We start from the raw sequence: 1,822 nt of genomic DNA, 5'->3' as shown, positions 1-1,822 counted from the left end.
CCGAGGAGCAGCCCGCCCAGCGACGCGCCGACCAGCCGGGCGAGGTTGCCGTTCAACCCGACCAGCCCGTTGGCCGCGGGCACCTGCTCGCGCGGCACGAGCGTCGGCAGCAGCGCGTTCTTGGCGGGCTCGAACAGCGCCGCCAACCCGGCCTGCACGGCCGTGACCACGTTGACCAGCACCAGGTCGCCGGTGAGCAGCGGCAGCAGGGTGACCGCCTGCGCGAGGCTGACCACCAGCATCAGCCTCCGCCGGTCCCAGCGGTCGGCCAGCACGCCCGCCAGCGGCGACAGCGCCAGGCTGGGCAGCAGCGCCACCACGAACGTCGTCGCGGTGGCCGCCGTGGAGCCGGTGCGCTGGTAGACGTACACGGGCAGCGCGACCAGCAGCACCCAGTCACCGATCTCGGACACGAACCCGGCGATCCACAACCGGCGGAACGCCGGCACGCCCAGCGGCCCGGTCATCGCGGGAACGCCCGGAGACCGACGTGCACGGGCAGCGCGCCCTCGGGCGCGTCCTGGCGCACCGGCACGATGTACGGGCGCAGGAGGTCGTCGATCCTGCCGAGCAGGCCGGTGAGCTCCTCGGGCGTCACGGTGACCGCGTAGCTGTGCATGGCGGCGGCGTCCAGCCACTCGCGCGGCAGGTCGTGCTGCCGGTCGACGAACCGCTGCACCAGCCGGTTCTCCTCGTTGATCCCCAGCGCGAGCAGGGCGTCCTGCTGGGCGCGGACCTCCGGGTCGTCGTCGAACGCCCCCACGTCGTAGCCGACCGACGTGGCCCGCCACGGCCGTTCCCGACCGTCGCCGGCCTCGGCCCGCTCGACGAACCCGGCCTTGGCCAGCTGCCGCAGGTGCCAGCTGCAGTTCGAGGCGCTCGACCCGACCGCCTCGGCGCACTCGCTCGCCGTGCGGGGACCGAGCGCGAGCAGGTGGTCGAGCAGCGACACGCGCAGCGGGTGCGCCAGCGCCTTGAGCGCGTCGACGTCGGTGACCCGTCGGGGCCGTGGGAGGTCCATGGCCCCGACGGTAGACCTGAAAGAGGACTTTCGAAAGACTTCTTTCAGATACTCAGCCGACGTCCCGCCGCCGGAACCCGGCGAAGCCGAGCGCCACCAGCGCCGCCGCGATCAGCGTCAACCACAGCAGCGGCGCCGCCGTGAGGTCCGCGCCCGGCACCTTGGGGATGTGCGTGAACGGCGACAGGTCCATCGCCCACTGGTCGAGCTGGAGCAGCGGTCCGAGCTGGCCGAGCACCAGGAACACCACGATCACCGCCCAGCTCGCCGAGGACAGCTTCGGCACCAGCGCGAACAGCACGAGCGCGAGGCCCGCCACGACCCACACCGCCGGGACGTGCGCCACCGCCGCGCCGACCAGCCGCGCGACCTGCCCGCCCACGTCACCGACCCGCGCGCCGTGCACCAGCCCCGCCCCCAGGCCCGCGGCCGCCAGCACGACGGCCGAGCCGACGGTGGTGAACAGCACGTGGCTGCCGACCCACGCGGACCGGCTGACCGCCGTGGCCAACACCGGCTCGGCGCGGAACGCGGTCTCCTCGGTGCGCAGCCGCAGCGTCGACTGCACCACGTAGATCGCGGTGAACAGGGCGATGATGCCCAGGATCGACGCCAGGTAGACGTCCACGATCGCGCCGGTGCCGCCCATCTGCGAGATGATCTGCCGGAGCGCCGGGTTGGCCTCCAGCATCTGCTCGACGCCGCGCGCGACGGACCCGTAGACGGCGCCGTCCTCCTGGGCGACGATCTTCTGGAGCACACCCGCCGCGGGCGACGGGATCTCGGTGTCGACCTTGTCGG

2 protein-coding genes and 1 pseudogene are annotated in these 1,822 nt (G+C 73.4%); all 3 read right to left on the bottom strand.

Annotated features, from left to right (window positions below; all coding sequences use genetic code 11):
• Positions 1 to 467: MFS transporter (locus AB0G02_RS38125; protein ID WP_360804757.1), on the bottom strand; the 467-nt coding region annotated here is incomplete at its 3' end.
• Entirely contained in the window at positions 464 to 1,021 is a 558-nt protein-coding gene (locus tag AB0G02_RS38120) for a winged helix-turn-helix domain-containing protein (protein WP_360804754.1), read from the bottom strand. The genes AB0G02_RS38125 and AB0G02_RS38120, both read right to left, overlap by 4 nt.
• A gap of 52 nt (positions 1,022 to 1,073) precedes the next feature.
• Positions 1,074 to 1,822: pseudogene (locus AB0G02_RS38115) on the bottom strand (ABC transporter permease); the annotation flags it as partial.

This window comes from Actinosynnema sp. NPDC023658 (assembly GCF_040639995.1).
Taxonomy (GTDB): domain Bacteria; phylum Actinomycetota; class Actinomycetes; order Mycobacteriales; family Pseudonocardiaceae; genus Actinosynnema.
The sequence above is the reverse complement of the archived record's forward strand: the minus strand, read 5'-3'. Positions and strand labels throughout refer to the sequence as shown.